The organism is Pantoea sp. 9140, assembly GCF_000745295.1.
Lineage (GTDB): Bacteria > Pseudomonadota > Gammaproteobacteria > Enterobacterales > Enterobacteriaceae > Pantoea > Pantoea vagans.
In genome coordinates this window covers 1,621,568-1,644,361 of the sequence record NZ_JQNO01000001.1, presented here as the reverse complement: position 1 = coordinate 1,644,361, position 22,794 = coordinate 1,621,568, and the positions used below count along the sequence as shown (strand labels likewise).

The following is a 22,794-nucleotide window of genomic DNA, read 5'->3' as shown; positions in this document are numbered from 1 at the left end:
GCGTTAGGCTGGCATGTGCTGACAGACTGTCCAGACGCTGGGCTAGTTTTAGCGGTATTAGCGAAGAAAAATGTAGAGCGGTATCACACATTAAAATCACGACAAAATGATCCATATATTCAGCAAATTTAACCGGAGCGTAACTTTTGCAATGGATCACAAAATCACTGCCGATGACAGAAAAGTGCATATTGTCAGCCAGCGATGACTAACTGTTCCGGCGCGCCGAACCCAGGATACAGGAGTTAACTAACTACAGGAGATTCCGATGCGTGCTGGAGCCATCACCCTTGGGCTGGACTTTGGTAGTGATTCGGTGCGTGCGCTGGCCGTGGATTGTCATAGCGGCAAAGAGCTGCAGAGTGCGGTGTGCAGCTACCCGCGCTGGCAGCAGGGCTTATACAGCGATCCGCACACAAACCGTTTTCGTCACCATCCACAGGATTACATTGACGCCATGGAGCAGGCGCTGCTCGGCGTGCTGAATGCACTGAGCGACGATCAGCGCAACGCCGTAGCCGGCATTGGCGTTGACAGCACCGGTTCAACCCCGGCGCCCATCGACCGCGACGGCAACGTGCTGGCGCTGCGCCCGGAGTTCGCGGAGAACCCCAACGCGATGTTTGTGTTGTGGAAAGATCACACGGCGATAGAAGAAGCCGAAGAGATTAATCAGCTGTGCCACAGCGGCCGCTTCCAGGATTACAGCCGCTATATCGGCGGCATTTACTCTTCGGAGTGGTTCTGGGCGAAGATTCTGCACGTCTCGCGTGAAGATGCGGCCGTGCGTGAGGCCGCCGTTTCCTGGGTCGAGCTGTGCGACTGGGTACCTGCCCTGTTAAGCGGCACCACCGCGCCAGATAAGCTGCGCCGTGGCCGCTGTGCGGCCGGTCATAAAGCGCTGTGGCACGGCGACTGGAACGGCCTGCCCGATGTCGATTTCCTTAATGCACTCGACCCGCTGTTAACCCAGCAGCTCGACTCGCCGTTGTTCACACAGACCTGGACCGCGGATCTGCCGGTCGGCACGCTCAGCCCCGAGTGGGCGCAGCGTCTTGGCCTGACGCAGACGGTCACGCTTTCCGGTGGCGCATTTGACTGCCATATGGGCGCAGTCGGTGGCGGAGCTAAACCTTATACGCTGGTGAAAGTGATCGGCACCTCCACCTGCGACATCCTGATTGCTGACGCAGAAAAAGTTGGCGATCGCGATATTAAAGGCATCTGTGGTCAGGTCGATGGCAGCGTCGTGCCCGGCGCTATCGGGCTGGAGGCGGGTCAGTCTGCCTTTGGTGATATCTATGCCTGGTTCAGCCGTTTACTGGGCTGGCCGTTACAGCTGGCGGCGCAGCAGCATCCGGCGCTGAAGCCTCAGCTGGCTGAGATGCAGAAAAACCTGATTAAAGATCTGACCAAAGCCTGGGCCGCCAATCCGCAGCTCGACCATCTGCCGGTGGTGCTGGACTGGTTTAACGGTCGCCGCACGCCAAACGCCAATCAGCGTCTGAAAGGGGTAATTACCGACCTGAATCTGGGCACCGATGCCCCCGCGCTGTTTGGCGGTCTGGTCGCGGCCACCGCGTTTGGCGCACGCGCCATTATGGAGTGCTTCGAGCAGCAGCAGATCCCGGTCGAGAGCATTCTGACCCTCGGCGGCATCGCACGGAAATCTCCGGCGATTATGCAGGCCTGCTGCGATGTGATGAACCGGCCACTGGATATCGTCGCCTCTGACGAGTGCTGTGCGCTGGGTGCGGCCATTTTCGCCGCCGTGGCCGCTGGTGTTCACGCCAGCGTCCCTGATGCACAACAGGTCATGGCCAGCCCGATTGCCGTGACGATGCAACCCGATCCGGCGCGCGTCGCCCGCTATCAACAACTTTATCAACGCTATCAACAATGGTGCGTGACGGCAGAACCGCAATACGCCGCCCGGCCCGCTTCCGCTACGAGCCTGGCCCAACAGGCGTAATTGTTGCAGGCAGTCTGGACACGGACAGCGCGAAACAGCCAGCGTACACGGAGTACGTGAGGATTACTCGCTGTGCTCGCCCCTTCAGGGCCGCACTTCAGGGCGTTCAGGTTGCTAAAGCAGCCTGTGTGAGCACTGCCCGGGTTCAGACTGACAAATAAATTAGCCTACTAAGGTAGGCGCAAAGTAAAGGAGTGGTTTTATGGAACAGTCAAACAACTACAGCGTGTGGTTTGTCATCGGCACGCAGCACCTCTACGGGCCGGAGACGTTACGCCAGGTTGAACAGCATGCACGTCAGGTCGTTGAGGGGTTGAATCAGGCCGGTTTACCCATGCGTCTGGAGCTGAAACCGCTGGTGAAGTCACCGGATGAAGCGCTGGCCCTGTGTCGCGACGCAAACTATGACAAGCAGTGCGCCGGGATCATTACCTGGCTGCATACTTTCTCTCCAGCCAAGATGTGGATTGGCGGCCTGAGCGTGCTGAATAAGCCGCTGCTGCAATTCCATACCCAGTTCAATGCGGAGATCCCGTGGGACAGCATGGACATGGACTTTATGAACCTGAACCAGACCGCGCACGGCGGCCGTGAGTTCGGTTTCATCGGCGCGCGCATGGGCCTGCAGCACAGCGTGGTGACCGGTCACTGGAAAGATAGCGCCAGTCAGCAGCGTCTGGGGAACTGGATGCGTGCAGCGCTGGCAAAACAGGCTAGCCAGCAGCTGAAAGTCGCGCGTTTTGGCGACAACATGCGTGAAGTGGCCGTGACCGAAGGCGATAAGGTCGCCGCACAGATTCAGTTCGGCTATTCAGTGAATGGCTGGGGTGTAGGCGATCTGGTTGAGGTGATCAATGGCGTCAGCGATGGCGACGTAAATGCGCTGATCGACGAGTACGAAAGCCTGTATCGCTTTACCGATGTTGCTGCATCTGGCGGCGAAAAACGTCAGAACGTGCTGGATGCCGCGCGCATTGAGCTGGGTCTGAAGCGTTTCCTGGAAGCGGAGGGCTGCCACGCCTTTACCACTAACTTCCAGACGCTGCACGGCATGACACAGTTGCCCGGTCTGGCGGTTCAGCGTCTGATGGGTCAGGGTTATGGCTTCGCCGGCGAAGGTGACTGGAAAACCGCTGCGCTGCTGCGCATTTTCAAAGTGCTGGCAGGCGATCGCAAAGGTGGCACCTCATTTATGGAGGATTACACCTATCACTTCTCACCGGGCAACGATCTGGTGCTCGGCTCGCACATGCTGGAAGTCTGTCCGTCGATTGCCATTGAAGAGAAGCCATTAATCGATGTGCAGTTCCTCGGCATTGGCGATAAAGCCGACCCGGCGCGCATGATTTTCTCCACGCCAGCGGGCCGTGCGGTTAACGCCAGCGTAATTGATATGGGTGATCGTTTCCGTCTGCTGGTTAACGTGGTGGATGCTATCGAGCAGCCGAAACCGCTGCCGAAGTTGCCGGTTGCCCGCGCACTGTGGAAAGCGCAGCCATCACTGGCGACTGCTTCCGAAGCGTGGATTCTGGGCGGCGGTGCGCACCATACGGTGTTCAGTCAGGCGCTGACGCTCGACGATATGTATCTGTATGGTGAGATGAATGATATCGAAGTGCTGGTGATAGATGAGCACACCACCTTGCCTGCGTTTAAAGACGCGCTGCGCTGGAATGAAGCGTATTACCGGTTGAAACGTTAATAGGTGATTAAGCGGCGCTTTAGGGGTTCTGAAAAGATACTGCTTCAGGATTGATAAGGTGCCGTTTTTTAGTAAATAAGTGCTATTCAGTCGGGAATGGCGGGCGTTCAGTAAAGTCGCCGTAAATACATCCCTGTAGGCTCGGCCGCCGGACGACTCGCCTCATCCATGAGGCTCGCCCGCAAGCGGGCCAACGCTTCGCGTTGTTCAAAAACGCTCCCGGCGTTTTTGTCCATGCGGCGGACGCTTTACTCCACTGCCCGTCATACCCTCCTTTTTGTGGCACCTAAGCGATTTTTTAAGGATCCAACCATTCCTGGCAGCAATTAAAAATCTCATGTACCAGACGCCTTACTTCACTGCTGATTTTAGCCTGCTTAATCTCAACTTTGCGTTCGCACGTTTAATTACAGCAATGATCAAGCCCAACCGGGAAGGAATGGTATGCCTGAAGAGCAAAGCGTCCGCGCCAGGGATGGCGCGGCCGATCCGCATGGATGCGGGAACCCTTTGCGATCAGGCATACCTTTGCTAACCTTACACCCGAATCCCATAGCGATTGTTTTCCCGGTAATACATAAGAACACCGGTCTCTTTGCTAAAACTCAACTCTTTCACCATCTTGCACTTTCCTCCACCAGCCTGTATTGCTACATACCTGATAAAAAAGGTTAAAGCGCCATGCAAATTGCCGATCTGAACCAGCATCCCGACTACGCCTCACAAACTGCACAACTGCTGCATACAGAATGGTCACATCTCCCTGCATGGTCGGATCAGCCCACTATCCTTACGCGTTTAACAAAACGGAATCAGACCGGCTCGTCGGAATTTACCCTCGTCGCCACATCGGACGGCGAAACGGTTATCGCGACCTGTAGCGTCATCCGTTATGAACTGGACGACATCGCGGCAAGGGAATACTGGATTGGCGAAGTGGTGACGGATAAGAAATTCCGGGGCCAGGGCGTGGCGAAAGCCTTGATCCAGCAAGCGATTGTCCGGGCAAAACACCAGCAGATTGGCGAGCTCTGGCTCTATACCCCCGATCAACAGGCGTACTATCAGCGTTCAGGATGGCGGGCGGTCGAACAGCGGCACATAGCGGGTGAAGACGTCACGGTGATGGTGCTGCATCTGGCACAATAAATGGCGGCTCCTGAGAGCCGCCATTCAGCCATTTATTCAGCCAGGGATTCGTTTAACCGGCGCGTTCTGCTGACGATCCCAGATTACCGTCAGCAACCGCTGCAGCGCGATAAACGCAAACAGCAGAATCCCGATGGCGATCTTGGTCCACCACGAACTCAGCGTGCCGTCAAAATTAATCCAGGTCTGAATCAGCCCCTGAATCAGCACACCAAACAGCGTGCCCAGCACCGTCCCAACACCCCCCGACAGCAACGTGCCACCAATCACCACCGACGCAATCGCATCCAGCTCCACACCCAGCCCGGCCAGCGCATATCCTGCCGAGGTATAGATCGAGAACACGATGCCAGCCAGCGTCGCCAGCGTGGTGGAAAGCATATAAATCTTGATGGTAGTCGCACGGGTTGAAACGCCCATCAGCTGAGCCGACGTCATATTGCCGCCGATGGCGTAAACCCGGTTACCAAACCGCGTACGGTGCGCCAGAATAATCCCGCCTAACACCACCACCAGCATAATCACCGCCAGCAGACTGAGACGCCCTCCGCCCGGCACTTTCCACGCCAGACTGGACAGCAGGGTGTAGAACGGATGATCGATGGGAATCGAATTCTCGGACACCAGATAAGAACAGCCGCGCAGGAAAAACATCCCCGCCAGCGTAATGATAAAGGCCGGGATCTTCAGCGCATCGATCAGCCAGCCCATCATGGCGCCGAACAGCGCACCCAGTGACAGAATCAGCGCAAACGCCAGCAACGGATCGACATGGAAATCGCCAATCGCCCGCGCCAGAAACACGCCGGTAAAGGCGATCACCGCGCCGACCGACAGATCGATACCACCCGACAAAATCACAAAGGTCATGCCGACGGCGATAATGCCGAGGAAGGCGTTATCGGTCAGGATATTGCAGATCACCCGGGTTGAGGCAAAGCCCGGAAACTGACTCAGACAAAACAGGTAACCCGCCACAAACACCAGCAGCGTGATCATCAGCGGAAGATGACGTTTAATCATGTCGGGCGTCTCCGTTTCAACATCGCAATAAACCGCGGTGACTGCAGCAACAGCACACACATCACCACCACCGCTTTCACCACCTGATTCAGCTCCGGCGGGAAGCCGGAAAGTAGAATCCCGGTATTCATCGACTGAATAATCAGCGCACCAATCAGCGACAACACCAGATTAAAGCGGCCACCCATCAGCGATGCACCACCAATCACCACGGCGAGAATCGCATCCAGCTCAAGCCACAAACCGGCGTTATTGGCATCCGCGCCGCGAATATCCGCCGCGACAATCAGCCCGGCCACAGCGGCACAGACGCCACTGATCGCATAAGTCGACATCACCACCAGCCAGCCGGTCACCCCCGCGTTGCGGGCCGCGCGCAGGTTAATCCCCACCGCTTCGATAAACAGACCCAGTGCGGTCTTGCGCGTCAGCAGCCAGATGGCCAGCGCCACCACCAGCGTGATCCAGACCGGAACCGGCAACATCCACAGCGAGCCGTTACCAAACCAGCCAAGGCTGTCACTGTCGAACGTCACAATCTGTCCCTGCGTAATCAGCTGAGCGATACCGCGCCCGGCGACCATCAGAATCAGCGTGGCGACAAACGGCTGAATACGCAGCAGCGCCACCAGCACCCCATTCCATAACCCACAGGCCAAACCGGTTCCCAGCGTGCAGAGAATAATAAACGGCACACCGTGTCCGGCGACGGTCAGTGTGGCGGCGGTCGCGCCCGCTATCGCCATCACCGCCCCGACGGAAAGATCGATGCCGCCGGTAGCGATCACCAGCGTCATGCCAATCGCCAGCAGAGCAACCGGGGCCGCACGGTTAAGAATATCGATCGGGCTGCCGAACAGACGCCCATCCTGCAGGTGCACGGCAAAAAAGTTACTGGCTACCAGACTGTCGATCAGCAGCACCAGTAGCAGCGCGGCGATTTGCGGCATCCCTGGCGGGAACTTCAGCTTACGACGTGGCATTTTTTCAGTTGTCATAGAGGAATCAGGCATGTTTAGCCCCTCCGTCCGCGATAGCATTGACGATCGACGCCACCGAAAGCTGCTCCAGCGGAATTTCTGCCACCTGCTTCAGATCGCGCATGATCAACACCCGATCGGCATAACCGACCAGCTCTTCAAGTTCAGAGGAGATCACCAGCAGCGCCAGACCATCGGCGCACAGGGATTCAATTAAACGGATAATCTCGGCGTGTGCGCCTACATCAATGCCGCGCGTCGGTTCGTCGAGGATTAAAAACTGCGGTTTAGTCACCAGCCAGCGCGACAACAACACCTTCTGCTGGTTACCGCCCGATAACAGCTCTACCGGCTGCTCGGCGTGTGGCGTGCGAATACCCAGGCTCTTAATAAAACGATCGGCAATCGCCTGCTGCTCGCGCTTCTTAATCGGCCGTAACCAGCCGCGCTGCGCCTGCAAGGCCAGAATAATATTTTCGCGAACGGAGGCCGCGCCGATAATCCCATCCGTCTTCCGATCTTCCGGGCAAAACCCCATGCCGAGCTGCGAGGCTCTCGCCGGATTAGTAATCTTCTGCACTTTCCCTTTGATCTTCGCGGTCCCGCGGTCGGCCCGACGAATACCAAAGAGCACTTCGGCGGTCTCTGTGCGGCCCGAACCCAACAGACCGGCCAGGCCGACGACTTCACCGGGACGCACCGCCAGGTTAAAGGGTTCGATAGTGCCCTTCCTGCCGTAATCTTCAAACGACACCACCGGCTGATTACTGCGCAGCGTGCTGCCCTGACGCTGTAATGCAGTCTCCAGCAGTTCACGACCCAGCATCAGCTTAATCAGTTCAATCTGCGGCAGCGTGGCGGTATCGCGAGTGGCGATAAACTGCCCGTTACGCAGCACGGTAATCCGGTCAGTAATGCGGTACACCTGGTCGAGAAAGTGGGTCACAAAAATCAGGCTCATCCCTTTGGCTTTCAGCTGCGCCATCAGGGTAAACAGCATTTCGACTTCGCTGGCATCCAGGCTGGCTGTCGGCTCATCGAGGATCAACACCTGGGCCGAAAGATCCACCGCGCGACAGATGGCAACAATCTGCTGCATCGCCACCGAGTAGTGACCCAGCGGACGTGTCACGTCGAGGGAAAACCCGTAGTTCCGCATCAGCGCATCGGCATCACGCACCATGCGGCGACGGTCGATCATGCCAAAGCGACGCGGCTCACGACCAATATAGAGGTTATCTGCCACCGACATGTTCGGCAGCATATTCACCTCCTGATAAACGGTCCCGATGCCCATTTCCTGCGCCTGCGCGGTGTTATGCGGGGTGATCGGCTCACCATTCAGGGTAATCGTGCCGGCATCACGGCTGTAAACCCCGGTCAGCACCTTAATCAGGGTCGATTTGCCAGCACCGTTTTCCCCCAGCAGCGCCATAATCTCCCCTTTGCGGATATCAAAGGAAACATTGCTCAGCGCTTTAACGCCGGGAAACCCTTTGCTGACGCCGCTGATGGATAACAGCGGTATTTCATTTTGCGTCATCATTTTGCTCACTCCGCCTTACGTCATGAAAAACCGCCCCGGGGGGCGGTCTGCGGCTGGTCTGGGGCGGGTCTGTGGATCAGTAACCCATACCCTTTTTCTTATCCAGCTCCGTTTGCGCGTCAGCAGGCAGAAACAGCTTTGACTCGGTCTTGATGACTTTAGGCGGCAGCGTGCCATCTTTTTTGAATTTCTCCAGGGCATCAAACGCCGGGCCAGCCATGTTCGGCGTCAGCTCCACGTTGGCGTTGGCTTCACCTGCCAGCATCGCTTTGTAGATATCCGGCACACCATCAATTGAGCCGGTCAGTATGTCTTTGCCCGGTTTCAGGCCCGCTTCTTTAATCGCCTGAATGGCACCGATCGCCATATCATCGTTATGTGCGTAAACCATGCAGATGTTTTTGCCGTTGTTCTCAGCCTTGATAAAGCTCTCCATCACCTCTTTACCCTTGCTGCGGGTAAAGTCACCGGACTGCGAGCGGATCACTTTGATGTTTGGATGGTTGCTGATCGCTTCAGCAAAGCCTTTCTTACGATCGATTGCCACGCTGGCCCCGACGGTGCCCTGCAGTTCCACCACGTTACACTGCTTGTCGCCCACGGTTTTCACCAGCCAGTCGCCAATCAGTTTGCCTTCCAGAACGTTGTCCGCCGTCACCACGGCCTGATAGAGCGATTTGTCTTTCACCACGATAGCGCGGTCCAGCAGGTAAACCGGGATTTTGGCGTCTTTGGCTTCTTCCAGCACCGGCTCCCAGCCGGTCTGTACGACTGGCGCGATGAAAATGGCATCAACGCCCTGGGCAATAAACGAACGTACTGCCTTGATCTGATTCTCTTGTTTCTGCTGCCCGTCGGCGATTTTCAGGGTGATTCCGCGTTTTTTGGCTTCGCTTTTCGCCACGCTGGTCTCAGCCGAACGCCAGCCAGATTCCGAACCGACCTGCGAGAAGCCGACCGTCATATCTGCAGCGAGCACCGGGCCGGTTAACGCGGCGCTGACCAGCGTGGTCAGAAGTAAACGTTTCCACATAGTTTTTAATCCTCTGAAAGGCGTTTGCTGTTTAGGGTAGAGAGCCTGCTTAGACTGGACTAAAAAAGCGTGCATAATGGCGACACACTTCACAAAACAGAGCAATTTAAAGGAGTTACGTGCAGCCGGACGGGTTTGCTGGCCGCCGCGTTATGGATAAAACGGCTGAGTAATAAAACAATGCCCGTTAAATAATTGTAATAAACAGAATCGCTTATGCTTAACGTCACTGGAAACGATTACAGACAGGCGTACAAAATGGGTTATCCGGTCTGCGATGAACAAAAAACGGGTTTTGTGATTGCCCGCACAGTCGTTCACGCGTGCAGATTGGGCGCGAAACGTTTCTATGCGTGTGGTTTCAAAAGGATTAATTTTTCTGCCCTGAAAATGTCAGAAAGGAGGCATTGACGCAGCGGCTGGCATGAAGGGACGAAAAATGATATTTAAGATGCGCGTTTAACGCTGTATTCCGGCATGGATATTTGTGAGCTGATACGCTGTTTAAAAGCATCGCGCGGGCAGGCTGGCACAGACAGCAATAAAAATAGCAGATTTGGACTTTTAGTGGCTAATAAGGTGCTTTAGTCTGATTTTCGCTTTTTTTAACCGGCCCGATCTGGACAGCCCTGGCTTGCCCCCTATACTGAGCACTCCTTTGTACTTCTATCTGTTATGGCAATGATGACTGCGCACGATTACCTGCTTAAATTCCGCAAAGTAAATAATTCAGACAGTCTGGAAAAGCTTTTCGATCACCTTAACTACTCCCTTACAAATGATATGGAAATCATCAATATGTATCGGGCTGCCGATCATCGTCGTGCCGAACTGGTTTCTGGCGGACGGTTATATGATCTTGGCTGTGTCCCTAAAACGGTGTGGCGCTACGTGGTCTGATTTCCGGCTGATTAATCGCTCTCTTTACCTCTGACCTTGTCCGGATGGGCGTGCCCCTCTGGACATGTTATTCTGCTGCGCTTCGACTCCCCGAGACAGGAATAACCACGATGAATGAACAGGTTGCTGCGCCACGTATTGGTGGCTGGCTTTTGCTGCCGCTGGCCTGGCTGATAATGACCCTGTTAACCACCGTTCTGGTGCTGGCGATGTATCTGACCCCCCTCTTTAATCCGGAATGGCGTGTGGCGCTGTTTTCACACGGCAGCACCCTGCTCTCTTACTGGGCCATTTCGCTGCTTACCGCCGTGGCGGTCTGGGCCTACAGCCTCTGGATCAGCTGGCTTTTCTTTAAGCGTTCCCGCCGTTTGCCGCGCCACTATCTGCTCTGGCTGCTGATAACCGTGCTGCTGGCGCTGAAAACCTTTGCCTTTACGCCGGTTGCCGATAGCCGTGCTCTCCAGACGTTACTGCTGTCACTGCTCGCGGCGGCGATATTTGCGCCCTATTTCAAACGCTCAAAGCGGGTAAAAACCACCTTTATCGCGCCGTAACGCTGTGAGTTATGTCAGGAATTTAATTCTGAGTGCGGTCTGCCGCCTTGCGGGAGGCGCGGGTGTTGAGATACGCCGCGCTATCAATGATAATAAGCCGCTTTCCGGCTCCCAGGCGAAAAAATGACCGATTATCTGCTTCTCTTTGTTGGCACCGTGCTGGTGAATAACTTCGTATTAGTGAAGTTTCTCGGCCTCTGTCCATTTATGGGCGTTTCCAAAAAACTGGAAACGGCGATTGGCATGGGCCTCGCTACAACATTCGTGATTACGCTGGCCTCTATCTGCGCGTGGCTGGTCAACCATCTGATCCTGCTGCCGCTGGATCTGGTCTATCTGCGCACAATGGCCTATATCCTGGTGATCGCTGTTGTCGTACAGTTCACCGAAATGGTGGTGCGTAAAACCAGTCCGTCGCTCTATCGTTTACTGGGTATCTTCCTGCCGCTGATCACCACCAACTGTGCGGTGCTGGGCGTGCCTCTGCTGAGCGTTAACCTCAACCACACCTTTATGCAGGCCGCGCTGTATGGTTTCAGTGCCTCTATCGGCTTCTCGCTGGTGATGGTGCTGTTCGCCGGGATGCGTGAGCGTCTGGTGCTGGCCAATGTGCCTGCCCCGTTTAAAGGCAACTCCATTGCCCTGATTACCGCGGGCCTGATGGCGCTGGCATTCATGGGCTTCAGCGGTCTGGTGAAATTCTGATGACCGCGATCTGGATTGCTGTTGCCGTATTAAGTGCCCTGAGCCTGGTGTTCGGCGCCCTGCTGGGTTACGCCTCGCGCCGCTTTGAGGTGGAAGAAGATCCTATCGTTGAGCAGATTGATGCCATTCTGCCGCAGAGCCAGTGTGGCCAGTGCGGCTACCCTGGCTGCCGTCCCTATGCTGATGCGGTCGGCAACAACGGTGAAGCAATCAATAAATGCGCGCCGGGCGGTGAACAGACCATGCTCAAGCTGGCTGCGCTGCTGAACGTTGAACCGCAGCCGATTGATGGCGATGAAACGGCGAAAGAGCCGGTGCGCACCGTGGCGTTTATCGATGAAGCCAACTGCATTGGCTGCACCAAATGTATTCAGGCCTGTCCGGTGGATGCAATTGTCGGCGCAACCCGCGCCATGCACACCGTGCTGAGCGATGTCTGCACCGGCTGCGATCTCTGTGTCGCACCCTGCCCGACTGACTGTATTGAAATGCGTCCGGTCGCCACCACGCCAGCTAACTGGAAGTGGGATTTGAATACCATTCCTGTACGGGTGATCCCGGTAGAAACTCATGCTTAATCTGTTTAACTTCCTGAAAAAAGAGAAAGTCTGGGATTTTCAGGGCGGTATCCATCCGCCTGAAATGAAAACCCAGTCCAACGGCACGCCGCTCAGCGAACTGCCGCTGCCGCACCGTTTTATTATCCCGCTGAAACAGCATATCGGCCATGAAGGGGAGATCTGCGTTGTGCCCGGCGAGAAAGTGCTGCGCGGTCAGCCCCTGACGTTTGGTACTGGCCGCATGCTGCCGGTCCATGCGCCCACCTCTGGCGTGATTGAGGATATCGGTCAGCATATGACCGCGCACCCGTCGGGCCTGTCCGAACTTTGCATCTTCCTGACGCCGGATGGTGAAGACCGCTGGATGCCGCTCGATCCGCTGCCAGACTACCGTCAGCATCCGCGCGCCGACATCGTGCAGCGAATTCACGATGCGGGCATTGCGGGTCTGGGCGGCGCGGGATTCCCGACCGCCACCAAACTGAAAGGCGGCCTGCGCGGGGTTAAAACCCTGATTATCAATGCGGCAGAGTGTGAACCTTACATCACCGCTGACGATCGCCTGATGCAGGACTACGCCGCCGAAGTGCTGGAAGGCAGCCGCATTCTCGCCTGGGTGTTACAGGCTGAGCGGGTGTTGATTGGCATTGAAGATAATAAACCTGAAGCGATCGCCGCGCTAAAACAGGCGCTGGGTAGCGAGCGCGATCTGCAAATCCGGGTGATCCCGACCAAATATCCTTCTGGCGGTGCCAAGCAGCTGACCCGCATTCTGACCGGCATGGAAGTGCCGCACGGCGGACGCTCAACCGATATCGGCGTGCTGATGCAGAACGTCGGTACCGCCTGGGCGGTCAAGCGGGCCATCATCAACGGTGAACCGATCACCGAACGCGTGGTGACACTGACCGGCGAGGCGATTGCCCAGCCGCGTAACATCTGGAGTCGTCTTGGCACGCCAATCAGCCATCTGCTGCATCAGGTCGGATTTACGCCTGCGCCGCGTCAGATGGTGATCATGGGCGGTCCGCTGATGGGCTTTACCCTGCCATCGCTGGATGTGCCGGTGGTGAAGATCACCAACTGTATTCTTGCGCCCTCTGCCAGTGAGATGGGCAACAATGATGAAGAGCAGTCCTGCATTCGCTGTTCCGCCTGTGCCGATGCCTGTCCGGCCAAACTACTGCCGCAGCAGCTTTACTGGTACAGCCAGGGCGGCGATCACGATAAAGCGCGTGCCCACCATATCGATGACTGCATCGAATGCGGTGCCTGCGCCTATGTCTGCCCGAGTAATATTCCGCTGGTGCAATATTACCGTCAGGAAAAAGCGGAACTGCGCGCCATCGATCTGGAAGCGAAACGCACGCTGGAAGCTAAAGCCCGCTTCGAAGCGCGTCAGGCGCGCCTGGAGCGTGAAAAACAGGCCCGTGAAGCGCGTCATGAAGAGGCAAAACAGCGAGTTGCCCGCACCGATACCAGTGAGCTGGCAGCAGCTAAAGCGCGGGTGAAAGCCCGTCAGTCCGCTGAACCGGATGAAGCGACGCTTGAAGCGCAGCGTGAAGCCCGCCATGCGCAGGCGCGTCTGCGTCAGGCTGAGGCGCAGGCTGAAACCCAGCCGATAACGCGTCAGTCAGTCGATCCGCGTAAAGCGGCGGTTGAAGCCGCGATTGCCAGGGCAAAAGCGAAGAAAGTCTCACCGGCTGATACGGCTGCTGACGCCAGTGTCGATCCGCGTAAAGCCGCCGTCGAGGCCGCTGTAGCGCGCGCCAAAGCGAAGAAAGCGGCTCAGGCGGAAGGCGTTGATGTGACGGCTATGGCTGCATCGGAGAGTGTTACTGACGCCTTGCCGGACGCCACTGCTGAAACCGACCCGCGTAAAGCCGCGGTTCAGGCCGCTATCGCCCGTGCCAAAGCGAAGAAAGCAGCACAGTCTGAAGGCGCTGATGCGACGGCTCCGGCTGCATCGGAGAGTGTTTCAGAAGCCGCACCAGGCACCACTGCTGAAACCGACCCGCGTAAAGCCGCGGTTCAGGCCGCTATCGCCCGTGCCAAAGCGAAGAAAGCGGCACAGGCTGAAGGCGCTGATACGACAGCGTCGCAGAGCGTGACTGACGCCGCGACGGACGCTGCGGCTGAAGCTGCACCGGACGCCGCCGTGGAAACCGACCCACGCAAAGCCGCGGTTCAGGCCGCTATCGCCCGTGCCAAAGCGAAGAAAGCGGCACAGGCTGAAGGCGCTGGTACGACAGCGTCGCAGAGCGTGACTGACGCCGCGACGGACGCTGCGGCTGAAACTGCACCGGACGCCGCCGTGGAAACTGACCCACGCAAAGCCGCGGTTCAGGCCGCTATCGCCCGTGCCAAAGCGAAGAAAGCGGCACAGGCTGAAAGTGACGCCGATGCCGCTTCCCGTGACGCCGCAGCGCTCGCCACCGCCGCGCATTTTGCGGTAGAGAAAGCGGAACAGGCGCAGGAGCAGGCAAATAACGCCAATGCTGAACCCGAACAGGCACCTGAACTGAATCAACCCGATGATGCGCGCAAGGCCGCTATTGCTGCCGCCATCGCCCGTGCCAAAGCGCGTAAAGCGCAGTCGTCTACGACGCTTGAGGATTAAATGGCTTTTCGTATCGCAAGTTCTCCTTATACCCATAACCGCCGCAGTACCGGCAACATCATGCTGCTGGTGGTGCTGGCAGCGGTGCCAGGTTTTGCTACACAGTGTTATTTCTTTGGCTACGGCACCGTTTTACAGGTCTTACTGGCGACCCTTACCGCCTGGCTGACCGAGGCGGCGATCCTGCGTCTGCGTAAAGCACCGGTTGCCAGCACGCTGGCGGATAATTCGGCATTGCTGACCGCCATGCTGATCGGTATCAGCCTGCCGCCGCTGGCCCCCTGGTGGCTGGTGGTGATTGGTACCCTGTTTGCGGTGGTCATTGCTAAACAGCTCTATGGCGGACTCGGCCAGAATCCGTTTAACCCGGCGATGGTTGGCTATGTAGTGCTGCTGATCTCCTTCCCGGTGCAGATGACCAGCTGGCTGCCGCCTGACACGTTACAGGCGATTAAACCCGGCCTGATGGACAGTCTGAGCATGGTGTTCCAGGGCCACACGCTGGCGGGTGACACCATGCAGCAGTTGCAGATGGGTGTGGATGGCATCAGCCAGGCAACGCCGCTGGATACCTTTAAAACCGGCTTACGCGCCGGTCACAGTGCCGAACATCTGCTGGCGCAGCCGATTTACAGCGGCGTGCTGGCCGGGCTCGGCTGGCAGTGGGTGAACGTCGGTTATCTGGCGGGCGGCCTGTTCCTGCTGTGGAAGAGTGCGATTCGCTGGCATATCCCTGCCGCCATGCTGCTGTCACTGGCGTTCTGCGCCACGCTGGGCTGGTTCTTCTCACCGGAATCGCTCAACAGCCCGCTGATTCATCTTTTCTCCGGTGCCACCATGCTGGGCGCGTTCTTTATCGCTACCGATCCGGTAACCGCGTCGACCACCAATCGTGGTCGTCTGGTTTATGGCGCGCTGATCGGCCTGCTGGTCTGGCTGATCCGCAGCTTTGGAGGCTATCCTGACGGCGTGGCGTTTGCTGTGCTGCTTGCCAACATCTGCGTGCCGCTCATTGATTACTACACCCAGCCGCGCGTTTACGGCCATCAGAAGGATTAAGCGATGCTGGAGACGATTCGCAAAAATGGCGTCACGCTGGCGATTTTCGCCGCGATTACCACGGCCGCTACCGCTGTGGTGAATACGGTCACCAAACCGACGGTAGAGCATCAGACCCAGTTACAGCAGAAAAATTTGCTGGATCAGGTGGTACCTGTCGAGCTGTATGACAACAACATCCAGCAGGATTGTTACGTTGTCACGGATGCAGCGCTGGGTAATAGTGCGCCCCATCATCTCTTCCTGGCGCGTAAAGGTGGCAAGCCGGTCGCGGCGGCACTGGAGACAACGGCGCCTGACGGCTATTCTGGTGCGATACAGATGCTGGTCGGTGCCGATTTCCAGGGTAAAGTACTGGGCGTGCGCGTAATCGAACACCATGAAACGCCTGGCCTGGGCGATAAGATCGAACTGCGCATCTCTGACTGGATCAACAGCTTTAATGGCAAAGTGGTTCAGGGTCCGTCTGACAAAGCCTTTGCGGTTAAAAAAGATGGCGGCGACTTCGATCAGTTTACCGGCGCCACCATTACCCCACGCGCGGTGGTCAATGCGACGAAACGCACCGCGCTGTTGATGAAAACGCTTCCGGAGAGACTCTCTTCGTTACCGGCATGTGGAGACACAAATGAGTGAAGCTAAAAGTCTGCTGGTTGGTGGATTGTGGAAGAACAACTCGGCACTGGTGCAGCTGCTGGGTCTCTGCCCGCTGCTGGCGGTCACCGCGACCGCCACTAACGCGCTGGGTTTAGGCCTTGCCACCACGCTGGTGCTGACCCTGACCAACAGTTTTATTTCCGCCTCGCGCCGCTGGGTGCCGTCGGAAATCCGTATCCCGATTTATGTGATGATCATCGCCTCGGTGGTGAGCTGCGTGCAGATGCTGATCAACGCCTATGCCTACGGTCTCTATCAGTCACTGGGGATTTTTATCCCGCTGATCGTGACCAACTGCATCGTGGTCGGCCGTGCTGAAGCCGTCGCCTCTAAAAGCAGCATTCCGCTCTCGGCGCTGGATGGCTTTGCCATCGGCATGGGCGCAACCTGTGCCATGGTGGTGCTGGGTTCGCTGCGCGAAATTATCGGCAGCGGCACACTGTTTAACGGTGCCGATCAGCTGCTTGGCCCGTGGGCGAAATCGCTGCGTATCGAAGTGGTTCATTTCGACTCGCCGATGCTGCTGGCCATGCTGCCGCCTGGCGCGTTTATCGGCCTGGGCATGATGCTGGCGTGCAAATACCTGATCGATCAGAAAATGAAACAGCGTGCAGCGCTGCGTGCTCAGGCGGCTGAAACCGCTGCGCCTCAGAACGCCGTCGGGAAGCCGGTGTGAATCAGACCAAACGCACCGAAATTCTCCACCGGCTGCAGCAGAACAATCCGCACCCGACCACCGAGCTGAACTTCAGCTCGCCGTTTGAGCTGCTGATTGCGGTACTGCTCTCGGCGCAGGCGACCGATGTCAGCGTGAACAAGGCCACCGCAAAGCTTTATCCGGTGGCCAATACGCCCGCTGCGATGCTGGCACTGGGCGTGGATGGCGTAAAGGAATACATCAAAACCATCGGCCTGTTTAACAGTAAAGCGGAAAATGTGATTAAGACCTGCCGCATTCTGCTGGAGCAGCACAACGGTGAAGTGCCGGAAGATCGTGCGGCGCTGGAAGCCCTGCCCGGTGTAGGCCGTAAAACCGCTAATGTGGTGCTCAATACTGCCTTTGGCTGGCCGACGATTGCCGTTGATACCCATATTTTTCGCGTCAGTAACCGCACGAAATTTGCGCCAGGTAAGAATGTGGAAGAGGTGGAACAGAAGCTGCTGAAGGTGGTTCCGGCTGCCTACAAGGTCGACTGCCACCACTGGCTGATTCTGCACGGCCGCTACACCTGCGTGGCGCGTAAACCGCGCTGCGGCTCCTGCCTGATTGAAGACCTCTGCGAGTATCCCGACAAAGTCGAGTGATCCCACTGATGACTGACCCGCTGCGGCGGGTTTTTTATTGTCTGTCTGTGCCCGCTGCGTGACGTCTTCTGCGCGCCCCCCTTTTCACCACGCTTTCTGACGCGCCGGAATACCGGCACAGTTTGTCGGGTTGTTACATTGATGTTGATGATGGAAAATCGCCGCCCCTGACGATAAGAAAATGTTATGACACGGTGAGTAACGTAATGAAGAAAAGCCCTTCTGCTGGAAGGCATCCTCTGCGCCTGTTTCTGGCGCGCCTCTGGCCGCATCCGCTGGCAGTGAGTAAAAAGCATGTGGTGATCGCCGGACTGGGTGCGGGCATTGGCCTGGTGCTGACCAGCCTGCTGAGCCACTGGATACTGGGCGAACTGAACCTGTGGTTTGTCGCCCCGGTTGGCGCATCAGCTGTCCTGCTCTTTGGTTTGCCTGCCAGTCCGCTGGCGCAGCCGTGGGCAATCGTTGGCGGCAACAGCCTGTCAGCGCTGGCAGGCGTCACCGTCAGCCAGCTGATACCCGATCCGGCCATCGCCTGCGGCGTCGCGGCCTGCGTGGCGATCCTGCTGATGTTCCAGCTGCGCTGTCTGCATCCGCCCGGCGGCGCGGTGGCGCTGACCGCTATTCTGGGCGGGCCATCGGTACAGCAGCTGGGTTATCAGTTTGTCCTGACGCCAGTCCTGCTCAACTCACTGACGCTGGCGCTACTGGCTCTGCTGTTTAACAATCTGGCCGGTCGCCGCTATCCGCATCCGCTGGCCCCTGAAGAAGTCAAACCCCAGCCGGTCGCCATGCCGGTCCCGCTGACGCGCGCCGATCTGCATCAGGCTTTACAGGGCGGCGAACTGCTGGATATTGACGAAGATGATTTGCAGGCACTGCTGCTGCGTGCGGAAGAGATTGCCCAGCGCCGTCAGTTTAGCGGCTGAAGCCTGCCTGCTGCTGACGCGTCCCGTTCTGCCGGCACGCTCCGTATGGCCGAATGACACACACAAAGTTGATCGCTGCCACAGTTTTGCTCAGCCGCTTCGCCTCGCCTTTCCGGTAACGTCCTGATAACACAATCCCCCAGGCCGGACGCCCATCCGGTCCTGGGCGGATGCCTATAGAGCCCGCCTTTTCAGCGCCCTACACTTTGCTCTTCTTTACGTTTCTCATGAGGAAGAACGATGGATAGCGCCTTGTCCCCGCAGCACGATGAGCTGATCGCCTCCGCCATCAAAAAATTCTTCACCCATATCATCCCGATGCTGGTGGTGATGCTGATTATTAATCAGATCGACCGCGCCAACATTGGCTTTATTAAAGCCGAACTGCGTACCGATGCCGGGATCAGCGCCGCCGCCTTTGGTCTGGGTGCGGGCCTCTTTTTCATTGGTTATGCGCTGTTTGAAGTGCCGAGCAATCTGATGATGAAGCGCTTTGGTGCACGCGTCTGGCTGACACGCATCATGATTACCTGGGGATTGGTGGTGGTCCTGACCGGATTCGTCACATCACCCATTCAGTTTTACCTGCTGCGTTTCTTACTCGGCGTCGCCGAAGCGGGCTTCTTTCCCGGCGTGCTGTTCTATTTCCGTCAGTGGGTGCCGAATGCCTGGCGCGGCCGGGCTACCGCGATGGTCCTGAGCGCCACGGCTGGCGCCTTTCTTTTCTCCGGGCCGATCACGGGTGCCATCCTGATGATGCACAACTTTCTGGGGATAGCAGGCTGGAAATGGGTGATGTTCCTTGAAGGCGGCGCCTCGGTGCTGGTCGGGATCCTCGCCGCCTGGGTGCTGGTATCGCGTCCTGCTGATGCGCGCTGGCTGAGTGATGCAGAGAAACAGGCACTGGCGCAGCAGCTGAACAGTGAAGAGGCACAGCGTGACGCGCTTAATCGCGAGCCGGGCAAAATGTCGCTGTTACGCAATCGCAGCCTGCTGTTCTTCTGCGCAATCTTCTTCACCATGACCATGACCGGTTATACGCTGGTGTTCTGGCTGCCGCAGATTATTCAGCGCATACAGGGGTTCAGCAGTTTTGGCATCGGGATTCTCACCGCTGTGCCATGGCTGTGCGCCATTATCGCCATCAACCTGCTGAGCCGCTTTTCAGACCGCCACCGTGACAGACTCGATAAAGCGCTGGGCGTTGCCATGCTGGTCGCCGCCTGTGGCACTTTTATGGCTACGCTGGGTTCCCCGTGGTTTGGTTTCCTTGCGATGATCGTGGCCTGTATCGGCTCAAAAGTCAGCGCCACCTTTTTCTGGCCGATGCCGCAGGGAGAACTGCCCGCCTCGATTGTCGCACCGGGCATTGCGCTGGTGAATTCTGTTGGCAATCTTGGCGGCTTCTTCGCACCGACGGTGTTTGGCTATCTGGAGATGAAGACCGGTTCCACTACCGGCGGCCTCTATGCGCTGACCAGCGTTTCGCTGCTGACCGGGCTGTGGCTGTTGCTGCGCCGCAGGCCATCCCCGCCTTCCCTTGATCCTATGGAGAATCACCATGTCAGACAGTCCAGTCATTAAAACAATGCGGGTGGTGCCGGTCGCTGGTTATGACAGCATGCTGCTGAACATTGGTGGCGCGCATAACTGCTACTTTACCCGCATCCTGGTGATCCTGACCGATTCCGCAGGCCGTACCGGCGTGGGCGAAAGTCCCTGTCACGCTTCGACGCTGGCGCTGCTGGCACGTTTTCGATCGCAGATTGAGGACAGCGAACTGCTGCGGCTGAATGCGACGATCGCCACACTGTTTGCCAGTGATGCACGCCATCAGCAGACCGCGCATACCGATGACATCCACATTCCGCAGATGAACCCGGAGAAGTTCTACAACGCCACAGCGGCGATTGAAGCGGCGCTGCTTGATTTGATGGGCCAGCATCTGAATCTGCCGGTTGCCGAATTACTTGCCAGCGGCAGGCAGCGCGATCGGGTGCCGGTGCTCGGCTATCTGTTCTATATCGCCGACCGCAACCTGACCAGCATGAACTATCAGACAGGCCAGTCTGGCGGTGATGCCTGGCTGCAACTGCGCCATGAAAAAGCGATGGATGCGCAAGGCGTCGTGCGGCTGGCTGAAGCCGCAGCGGAACGCTATGGCTTCCGCGACTTCAAACTCAAGGGCGGCGTACACCACGGCGAAGTGGAGGTAGAGACGGTCAACGCCCTGCTGCAATGCTTTCCGCAGGCTCGCGTCACGGTCGACCCTAACGCCAGCTGGTCGCTGGACGAAGCCATTTATTATGGTAAACAGCTGGCGGGCCGCATTCCCTATCTGGAAGATCCCTGTGGCGCGGAACAGGGCTACTCCGGCCGGGAAACGCTGGCCGAGTTTAAACGCGCCACCGGTATTCCGGTCGCCACCAATATGATCGCCAATGACTGGCGACAGTTGCAGCATGCGTTACAGCTTAATGCTATCGACATTCCGCTGGCCGATCCGCACTTCTGGACGATGCGTAATGCACATACCGTGGCGCAGCTCTGTCAGGAATGGGGGCTGACTACCGGCTGCCATTCAAACAACCACTTTGATGTGTCTCTGGCGATGGTGGCGCATCTGGGGGCGGCTGCACCCGGCGATCGTCTGACGGCCTTTGATACGCACTGGATCTGGCAGGATGGACAACAGCTGACGCAGCATCCGCCGCAGATTCGGGATGGGCATCTTGAACTGCCAGAGGGGCCAGGGCTGGGCGTCACCCTGAATATGGAACGGGTCGAAGCGGCACATGCCCTCTACAATTCGCTGCCGGATAAAAATCGTAACGATGCGCTGGGCATGCAGTTTTTGATTGAGAACTGGTCGTTTAACGCCAAACGCCCGGCGCTGCTGCGCTGAAGAAAAGCAGCCTGTGACAGTGTCACAGGCTGCTCACTTTTTAGCGCTGCGCCAGCGCCGCCTGCATCCAGGCAACGACCAGCGGAGACTCTTTTTCCTGCAGCGCTGCGCGTTCTGACTGGAACAGGGTGGCAACAAAGAAAGGATGATCCGGCAGCTCCACACCGCGTACGTCCCCCGCTTCATCCCAGGCAGTAATACGCAGGGTGTTATCGCCCAGCGCCGCACTGAATTCCGGGTTGACGCCAAAGTTACAGTGATAGCCTTCATCGCTGCCCAGCGTGCCGTAGGCCGCAGCAATACGTGAACCGGGTTCGAACCTGACCGCGCCGCGCTGCTCCACCAGCGAGCAGCTCAGCGGAGCTATGACCATGCGCCCGCCGGTGTCGGTTTCGGCATGACTCGCATCGTGCCAGCCCAGTACATTGCGCGCATACTCGATGACCGCATACTGGAATCCCCCGCACGACCCCAGGAAAGGCTTTCCGCTTTCCCGTGCCCAGCGAATGGTGTCAAAAACGGCCTCATCATTATGGTAGGGACTGCCAGGCACGACCCAGACCGCGTCACTGCGCCTGAGGTCGGATTCAGCGAGTTTTTCGCTGGCAATCCATTCAGCTTCAACCGTAATGTTCAGCCAGCGGGCAGCACGTTCAATAGCAAGAGGAATGGCCTGATGGGCAACCGCATCAGCGCGGTAGTCACCAGCCAGAGACAAACGCAGGGGGGACGACATAAACAGATCCTTCTCGGGGAAATTGAAAGGTTACAGGAATGTTAATTTCAAGTCGAGCATCCTGAACGCCGCGTCATAATGCTGCCACTCAGTACAGAGACCCTCACCCCTTCACCAGAGCCTGCTCCCCATTTCTTAAGCGGAAACTTTTTGCCGGTTTATGCTGCCGACAGGCTTTTCAGCCTTCCTGCGCAGCAACGCAATCGGTTTCTTGTTTTGCTTTCTGAATTAAATCGCGGGTTTGTGCTCTCGATCAGCAATTGTATGCTTTGCCGCCAAAGGAGACGCGTTAACGTTTACTTTTTCGTCATATTGCCTGGATAATGGCCTGAAACCTCCTGTAAATGCTGCTGATAAAATCTGCAGCAAACGTTTCATCTGAATTATTCTCCATTAGCAGTTAATGTTAAATCCATCCAGCGTCTCGCTCACATTCAGTTGATTTATACTGATATGCTCTTT

General features: G+C 57.2%; 21 protein-coding genes. 15 read left to right on the top strand and 6 right to left on the bottom strand.

Annotated features, from left to right (window positions below; genetic code table 11):
• Window positions 1-268 precede the first annotated feature (268 nt).
• From FA92_RS07805 to FA92_RS07790, 3 genes are all read left to right on the top strand, one after another.
• Window positions 269-1,972 (top strand): ribulokinase, encoded by a 1,704-nt coding sequence (locus FA92_RS07805; protein ID WP_033783008.1) that lies wholly within the window; start codon window positions 269-271, stop codon window positions 1,970-1,972.
• A 202-nt stretch (window positions 1,973-2,174) separates the two neighbouring features.
• Entirely contained in the window at window positions 2,175-3,674 is a 1,500-nt protein-coding gene (gene araA, locus FA92_RS07800) for an L-arabinose isomerase (protein WP_033783006.1), read from the top strand.
• 681 nt (window positions 3,675-4,355) lie between these two features.
• Entirely contained in the window at window positions 4,356-4,823 is a 468-nt protein-coding gene (locus FA92_RS07790; RefSeq protein ID WP_033783004.1) for a GNAT family N-acetyltransferase, read from the top strand.
• 36 nt (window positions 4,824-4,859) lie between these two features.
• Here FA92_RS07790 and yjfF read toward each other — a convergent pair whose 3' ends face one another.
• The 4 genes from yjfF to ytfQ all read right to left on the bottom strand — a co-directional run bounded on the left by yjfF (window position 4,860) and on the right by ytfQ (window position 9,405).
• Window positions 4,860-5,846, bottom strand: coding sequence for a galactofuranose ABC transporter, permease protein YjfF (gene yjfF, locus FA92_RS07785; RefSeq protein WP_033783003.1), 987 nt, complete (start codon window positions 5,844-5,846; stop codon window positions 4,860-4,862).
• Window positions 5,843-6,859, bottom strand: coding sequence for a galactofuranose ABC transporter, ATP-binding protein YtfT (gene ytfT, locus FA92_RS07780; protein WP_033783002.1), 1,017 nt, complete (start codon window positions 6,857-6,859; stop codon window positions 5,843-5,845). Before ytfT ends, yjfF begins: the two co-directional genes overlap by 4 nt.
• Window positions 6,852-8,372, bottom strand: a complete 1,521-nt coding sequence (locus FA92_RS07775; RefSeq protein ID WP_033783001.1) for a sugar ABC transporter ATP-binding protein — start codon at window positions 8,370-8,372, stop codon at window positions 6,852-6,854. Before FA92_RS07775 ends, ytfT begins: the two co-directional genes overlap by 8 nt.
• 76 nt (window positions 8,373-8,448) lie before the next feature.
• Window positions 8,449-9,405, bottom strand: a complete 957-nt coding sequence (gene ytfQ, locus FA92_RS07770; protein WP_013357775.1) for a galactofuranose ABC transporter, galactofuranose-binding protein YtfQ — start codon at window positions 9,403-9,405, stop codon at window positions 8,449-8,451.
• Between the two features lie 684 nt (window positions 9,406-10,089).
• Here ytfQ and ydgT point away from each other — a divergent pair.
• From ydgT to FA92_RS07705, 12 genes are all read left to right on the top strand, one after another.
• On the top strand, window positions 10,090-10,305 hold the full coding sequence (gene ydgT / locus FA92_RS07760; RefSeq protein WP_033782999.1) for a transcription modulator YdgT: 216 nt from the start codon (window positions 10,090-10,092) through the stop codon (window positions 10,303-10,305).
• A gap of 110 nt (window positions 10,306-10,415) precedes the next feature.
• Entirely contained in the window at window positions 10,416-10,859 is a 444-nt protein-coding gene (locus tag FA92_RS07755; protein WP_013357773.1) for a DUF2569 domain-containing protein, read from the top strand.
• Window positions 10,860-10,982: 123 nt separating this feature from the next.
• Window positions 10,983-11,564, top strand: coding sequence for an electron transport complex subunit RsxA (gene rsxA, locus FA92_RS07750; protein WP_003853423.1), 582 nt, complete (start codon window positions 10,983-10,985; stop codon window positions 11,562-11,564).
• A complete protein-coding gene (rsxB, locus tag FA92_RS07745; RefSeq protein WP_010245386.1) occupies window positions 11,564-12,142 on the top strand; it encodes an electron transport complex subunit RsxB in 579 nt (192 codons plus the stop codon). The genes rsxA and rsxB overlap by 1 nt, the downstream gene beginning before the upstream one ends.
• Complete coding sequence (gene rsxC / locus FA92_RS07740; RefSeq protein ID WP_033782998.1) at window positions 12,135-14,744, top strand: electron transport complex subunit RsxC; 2,610 nt, start codon at window positions 12,135-12,137, stop codon at window positions 14,742-14,744. Before rsxB ends, rsxC begins: the two co-directional genes overlap by 8 nt.
• The gene (gene rsxD, locus FA92_RS07735) at window positions 14,745-15,803 is read left to right on the top strand and encodes an electron transport complex subunit RsxD (RefSeq protein ID WP_033782997.1); all 1,059 of its coding nucleotides are present in this window, start codon (window positions 14,745-14,747) and stop codon (window positions 15,801-15,803) included.
• A gap of 3 nt (window positions 15,804-15,806) precedes the next feature.
• Window positions 15,807-16,439 (top strand): electron transport complex subunit RsxG, encoded by a 633-nt coding sequence (rsxG, locus tag FA92_RS07730; protein ID WP_013357769.1) that lies wholly within the window; start codon window positions 15,807-15,809, stop codon window positions 16,437-16,439.
• Window positions 16,432-17,136 carry an electron transport complex subunit E gene (locus FA92_RS07725; protein ID WP_033782996.1) on the top strand — a complete coding sequence of 235 codons (705 nt, stop codon included), beginning with the start codon at window positions 16,432-16,434 and terminating at the stop codon, window positions 17,134-17,136. Before rsxG ends, FA92_RS07725 begins: the two co-directional genes overlap by 8 nt.
• The gene (gene nth, locus FA92_RS07720) at window positions 17,133-17,765 is read left to right on the top strand and encodes an endonuclease III (RefSeq protein WP_003849001.1); all 633 of its coding nucleotides are present in this window, start codon (window positions 17,133-17,135) and stop codon (window positions 17,763-17,765) included. Before FA92_RS07725 ends, nth begins: the two co-directional genes overlap by 4 nt.
• Window positions 17,766-17,971: 206 nt before the next feature.
• A complete protein-coding gene (locus FA92_RS07715; protein ID WP_033782994.1) occupies window positions 17,972-18,691 on the top strand; it encodes an HPP family protein in 720 nt (239 codons plus the stop codon).
• A gap of 240 nt (window positions 18,692-18,931) precedes the next feature.
• Window positions 18,932-20,275 carry an MFS transporter gene (locus tag FA92_RS07710; protein ID WP_013357766.1) on the top strand — a complete coding sequence of 448 codons (1,344 nt, stop codon included), beginning with the start codon at window positions 18,932-18,934 and terminating at the stop codon, window positions 20,273-20,275.
• Complete coding sequence (locus tag FA92_RS07705; RefSeq protein ID WP_033782993.1) at window positions 20,253-21,596, top strand: enolase C-terminal domain-like protein; 1,344 nt, start codon at window positions 20,253-20,255, stop codon at window positions 21,594-21,596. The genes FA92_RS07710 and FA92_RS07705 overlap by 23 nt, the downstream gene beginning before the upstream one ends.
• A gap of 40 nt (window positions 21,597-21,636) precedes the next feature.
• Here the strand turns inward: FA92_RS07705 and FA92_RS07700 are convergent, their stop codons facing one another.
• Together FA92_RS07700 and FA92_RS23255 are read right to left on the bottom strand one after the other, a co-directional pair.
• Window positions 21,637-22,332 carry a CTP synthase gene (locus FA92_RS07700; RefSeq protein WP_033782992.1) on the bottom strand — a complete coding sequence of 232 codons (696 nt, stop codon included), beginning with the start codon at window positions 22,330-22,332 and terminating at the stop codon, window positions 21,637-21,639.
• A gap of 228 nt (window positions 22,333-22,560) precedes the next feature.
• Window positions 22,561-22,710: a hypothetical protein gene (locus tag FA92_RS23255; RefSeq protein WP_156105688.1), complete on the bottom strand. Its 150-nt coding sequence runs from the start codon at window positions 22,708-22,710 to the stop codon at window positions 22,561-22,563.
• Between the last annotated feature and the right edge of the window lie 84 nt (window positions 22,711-22,794).

Bases quoted from the DNA above. Each gene is read 5' to 3' on its own strand.
- FA92_RS07805 (WP_033783008.1), top strand. From the start codon at position 269: ATGCGTGCTGGAGCCATCACCCTTGGGCTGGACTTTGGTAGTGATTCG.
- araA (WP_033783006.1), top strand. From the start codon at position 2,175: ATGGAACAGTCAAACAACTACAGCGTGTGGTTTGTCATCGGCACGCAG.
- FA92_RS07790 (WP_033783004.1), top strand. From the start codon at position 4,356: ATGCAAATTGCCGATCTGAACCAGCATCCCGACTACGCCTCACAAACT.
- yjfF (WP_033783003.1), bottom strand. From the start codon at position 5,846: ATGATTAAACGTCATCTTCCGCTGATGATCACGCTGCTGGTGTTTGTG.
- ytfT (WP_033783002.1), bottom strand. From the start codon at position 6,859: ATGCCTGATTCCTCTATGACAACTGAAAAAATGCCACGTCGTAAGCTG.
- FA92_RS07775 (WP_033783001.1), bottom strand. From the start codon at position 8,372: ATGATGACGCAAAATGAAATACCGCTGTTATCCATCAGCGGCGTCAGC.
- ytfQ (WP_013357775.1), bottom strand. From the start codon at position 9,405: ATGTGGAAACGTTTACTTCTGACCACGCTGGTCAGCGCCGCGTTAACC.
- ydgT (WP_033782999.1), top strand. From the start codon at position 10,090: ATGACTGCGCACGATTACCTGCTTAAATTCCGCAAAGTAAATAATTCA.
- FA92_RS07755 (WP_013357773.1), top strand. From the start codon at position 10,416: ATGAATGAACAGGTTGCTGCGCCACGTATTGGTGGCTGGCTTTTGCTG.
- rsxA (WP_003853423.1), top strand. From the start codon at position 10,983: ATGACCGATTATCTGCTTCTCTTTGTTGGCACCGTGCTGGTGAATAAC.
- rsxB (WP_010245386.1), top strand. From the start codon at position 11,564: ATGACCGCGATCTGGATTGCTGTTGCCGTATTAAGTGCCCTGAGCCTG.
- rsxC (WP_033782998.1), top strand. From the start codon at position 12,135: ATGCTTAATCTGTTTAACTTCCTGAAAAAAGAGAAAGTCTGGGATTTT.
- rsxD (WP_033782997.1), top strand. From the start codon at position 14,745: ATGGCTTTTCGTATCGCAAGTTCTCCTTATACCCATAACCGCCGCAGT.
- rsxG (WP_013357769.1), top strand. From the start codon at position 15,807: ATGCTGGAGACGATTCGCAAAAATGGCGTCACGCTGGCGATTTTCGCC.
- FA92_RS07725 (WP_033782996.1), top strand. From the start codon at position 16,432: ATGAGTGAAGCTAAAAGTCTGCTGGTTGGTGGATTGTGGAAGAACAAC.
- FA92_RS07715 (WP_033782994.1), top strand. From the start codon at position 17,972: ATGAAGAAAAGCCCTTCTGCTGGAAGGCATCCTCTGCGCCTGTTTCTG.
- FA92_RS07710 (WP_013357766.1), top strand. From the start codon at position 18,932: ATGGATAGCGCCTTGTCCCCGCAGCACGATGAGCTGATCGCCTCCGCC.
- FA92_RS07705 (WP_033782993.1), top strand. From the start codon at position 20,253: ATGTCAGACAGTCCAGTCATTAAAACAATGCGGGTGGTGCCGGTCGCT.
- FA92_RS07700 (WP_033782992.1), bottom strand. From the start codon at position 22,332: ATGTCGTCCCCCCTGCGTTTGTCTCTGGCTGGTGACTACCGCGCTGAT.
- FA92_RS23255 (WP_156105688.1), bottom strand. From the start codon at position 22,710: ATGAAACGTTTGCTGCAGATTTTATCAGCAGCATTTACAGGAGGTTTC.